Here is a 3,583-nt window from a genome sequence, read left to right on the forward strand (position 1 = left end):
GGCCACACACGCCGCCGCCGTCGCGCACGAGCTCAACACCCCGCTGGCGACGATGACGCTGCTGACCGAGGACATCCGCGAACACGCGAGCGAGCCCGACATCCGCGAGGATGCCGGCACCATGCGCCAGCTGATCGACCTCTGCCGCGACCGCGTGCGCGCACTCGCCGCCTCGGCCGACATGGGCGTGCGCCAGCGCGTCGACCTGGACGATGTGGTGCAGCGCTGGCAACTGATCCGCCCGACGGTGGAACTGCAGCGCACCGGCGCCCTGCCGCCGTGGCTGGCGACCGACGCCTCCACCGGTCACCTGCTGCAGGCGCTGTTGAACAATGCCGCCGACGCCAGCCGCCAGGCCGGCTCGCAACGCGTGGACCTGGACCTGCGCTGCGAAGGCGACGAGCTGGTCGGCACCGTGCGCGACTATGGCAACGGGTTCCACGAAGCGTTGCCGTTCCAGTCCGAGCAACTCTTCCGCACCAGCAAGCCGGAGGGCATGGGCGTGGGCCTGGCCCTGTCGCACGCCACCATCGAGCGACTGGGTGGACGCATGACCATGCGCGCGGTGCCGCCGAAGGGCGTGCAGGTGCAGTTCCGCCTGCCGGTGGCGGGCAATGACGAATCTCCCTGATGAGAGGCATCCGATGAAAGGCCTGCTGGTCGACGACGACGAACTCTATGCGCGCACCCTGCAACGCAGCCTGGCGCGCAAGGGCATCGAGACCGAGATCGCGCTGGACGCCGCCAGCGCGTTGGCGAAAGCGCGCGAGTGCATACCGGATTTCGCGCTGGTCGACCTGAAACTGGGCGCCGACTCCGGCCTGTCCCTGATCGAACCCTTGCGTGCGCTGCGCGCCGACATGCAGATCCTGCTCGTCACCGGCTATGCCAGCGTCGCCACCGCGGTGGAGTCCATCAAGCGCGGTGCCGACGACTACCTGCCCAAGCCGGCCACCGTGCCGACCAYCCTGCGTGCGCTGGGGCTGGAGACCCCCGCCGTGCCGGGCGACGAGGCGGATGCGGCAGAAGACACCATGACCCCGCTGAGTCGGCTGGAGTGGGAGCACATCCAGCAGGCGCTCGCCGAAACCGAAGGCAACATCTCCGCCGCCGCACGGCTGCTGGGCATGCACCGCCGATCGCTGCAGCGCAAGCTGGCCAAGCGTCCCGGCCCCGAGCGCCGCTGGATCGACGAATGACGTCAGGGCGCCGGCTCGCGATCAGGTTCGCTGCCCGCGCCCATCCCCATGCCCATCCCGGCGCCGCCTGCACCGCCCCCTCCGCCCTGCCGTCCCTCGCCTTTCGCGCCCTCGCCCTTGCCCTTGGAGGCGACCGGCCGCGCCGGACCTTGCCGCGGTATCGCCAACGAGGGCGGGATGGGTTCCAGGTCCAGCACGCCGCGGATGAAGTCGCGCAGCGACACCACCAGCGCATCGGTGCGGATCGGCCGGCCCGCCGCCAGATCGGTGGCCGCCTGCACGGCCAGCCGCACCTGTTCGTCGGTGCCCAGCAGGATGATGTCCGACAGCGCCGCTTCGACGGCATCACGGATGCGCCGTGACCGGTCGCTGCCGTCGTCGACCAGCTCGACGCCCGCGTCGCGCGCCTGCGCACGCAGGTCGCGCAAGTGGCGAGGATCGACGTCCAGCGACCCGGTGAACGAACCGCCGAGCACCTTGTAGGCCGCGATCAGCGTGCGCAGCCGTTCGTTGATCTGCCGATTCTCGCGCGCCCGCCGCTCCTGCACCGTCTGCATAACCAGCAGGCGGATGCCGACGCCGATCACCGTGATCAGCGCCAGCCCCGCCAGGGTAGTCAACAGGCCCTRCCATGAACTGAAGTCGAGACCGCGCATGGCAGGCATCCTCCGAGTGTGCGGCCGCTACCTTACCCAACTCCGTGTTGCCGCCGTGCATGGCCCTCAGAACGTTTTCCGCAGCACCACTTCCCAGCTGCGCGGATCGCCGAGGTAGGCCATCGTGCTGCCCAGCGCGTACACCACATGGGTGCGGTCGCCGAGGTTGCGGCCACGCACGGTCAGTTCCGTACTGTAGTTCCAGCGGAAGCCCACGTGCGCACCCCATGTCGCGTAGCCTGCGGTCGACAGCGTGTTGGCGGCATTGGCAAAGCGCGACGACACGCCACGCATGTCCACGCCGGCAGACCAGCGTGGCGTGAAGCGGTAGTCCAGCCACACGTTGCCCACGCGCGATGGGGTGTTGGTGGGGCGATTGCCGGCGCGCGATACCGGTACGCCGCCAACGTTCTCGTAGAAATCATCCAGCGTGGCATCCACCCAGGCCAGGTTGCCCTCGACCTTCAGCGCCTCCGTCGGCCGCCAGCCGAAGGTCGCTTCGATGCCGCGGGACGACTGCTGGCCGACCGGCAGCGTCTGCCCCGGATTGGAGGGATCGGTGATGGCAAGGTTGCGACGCACGACGCGGTATGCCGCCAGCGTCGCGAAGTTCCGCGCATCGCGCGACTGGAACTTCGCGCCGATCTCGCCCTGGCGACCCGTGGTCAGGTCGAAGTCGCGTAGCGTCGCGAAGTTCGCGGTGCTGAGAATGCCTGCCGGCGGATCGGCCGCGGTGCTGTACTGCGCGTAGACGCTCGCCTGCGGCGTGATGGCCCAGTTCAGCGCGACACGTCCGGTGGTGGGCGAGTATTCGCGCTCGAATCGGGCGGGATTGGTCGCACTGACCGCGCGATGGTTCACCACGTCCAGCACGATGCGGTCATGGCGCAGGCCGGTCAGCAGCGACAGCGACGGCGTCAGTTCGGTCAGGTTCTCCGTGTAAACCGCCTGCGTGTGCAGCCGGTTGGTGCGGTCGGGCGTGTAGACGATCGCCGTGCCGGGTACATCGAGGAAGCGTCCCGGCGTGACCGCATCGAGCCGCACCGTATCCACCGTGGCCGAGAGCGAAAGCGGGAAGCGCGTCTGCCGGTTGTAGCTGACGTCCAGGCCGGTCGCCCATTGCGTCGGCAGGCCGAACAGTTCGCCTTCGTGGCTCCATTCCAGCCGGTTGCCGTAGACCTGCTGGTCGTGCCGCTGCAGCAGCGTGCCGGAACGGATCACGCCGTCGTTGCCGGCGGTCAGGCGGTAGCTCTCGACGTTCCGATAGTCTCGCAGCGCGTCGTAGTGATAGAGGGTGTTGCGCACGGTGTCGTGCTCGCCAGGCGTCCACTCCAGCAGCGAACGCGCCCAGCGCACGTCCTGTCCGTAGTAGCCGTCGGCGACGTTGTAGTTGCGGCCGATGGTCTGCGGCAGCACCGACAGGCGACTGGTGGCGGGCTGGCGCACCGGCGTGCCCCAGTATGGACGATGGCTGTCCTCCTGCTGGACCTCCACCGCCAGGGTGTGTCGCAGGGTCGGCGCCAGTTGCGCCAGCCACGAAGCGGCGAGTGTCGATGCTTCGCGCTCCTGACCGTCGATCCAGCTCTCGCCATCACGCGTGCTGGCATCGACACGGATCGCCTGGCGCGCATCGTCGCCGCCGATGTGAAGGTTGGCCCCCATCGCCAGCGTGCCATCGCGGAACGAGCCCCACGACGCCTGCACGGCGGCTTCGTCGCGGTCCAGTCG

Annotated in this window: 4 protein-coding genes; 2 read left to right on the forward strand and 2 right to left on the reverse strand. The window is 69.1% G+C overall.

What is annotated here, in order from left to right; all coding sequences use genetic code 11:
- Together AC04L7_RS14490 and AC04L7_RS14495 are read left to right on the forward strand one after the other, a co-directional pair.
- Positions 1–631: ATP-binding protein (locus AC04L7_RS14490; RefSeq protein ID WP_475513268.1), on the forward strand; the 631-nt coding region annotated here is incomplete at its 5' end.
- A 13-nt stretch (positions 632–644) separates the two neighbouring features.
- Complete coding sequence (locus AC04L7_RS14495; protein ID WP_475513269.1) at positions 645–1,199, forward strand: response regulator transcription factor; 555 nt, start codon at positions 645–647, stop codon at positions 1,197–1,199.
- Between the two features lie 2 nt (positions 1,200–1,201).
- Here the strand turns inward: AC04L7_RS14495 and AC04L7_RS14500 are convergent, their stop codons facing one another.
- A complete protein-coding gene (locus AC04L7_RS14500) occupies positions 1,202–1,855 on the reverse strand; it encodes a hypothetical protein (protein ID WP_475513270.1) in 654 nt (217 codons plus the stop codon).
- 66 nt (positions 1,856–1,921) lie between these two features.
- On the reverse strand, positions 1,922–3,583 hold a 1,662-nt coding region (locus tag AC04L7_RS14505), incomplete at its 5' end, for a TonB-dependent receptor (RefSeq protein WP_475513271.1).

The organism is Pseudoxanthomonas sp. LjRoot204_2, from assembly GCF_056175765.1.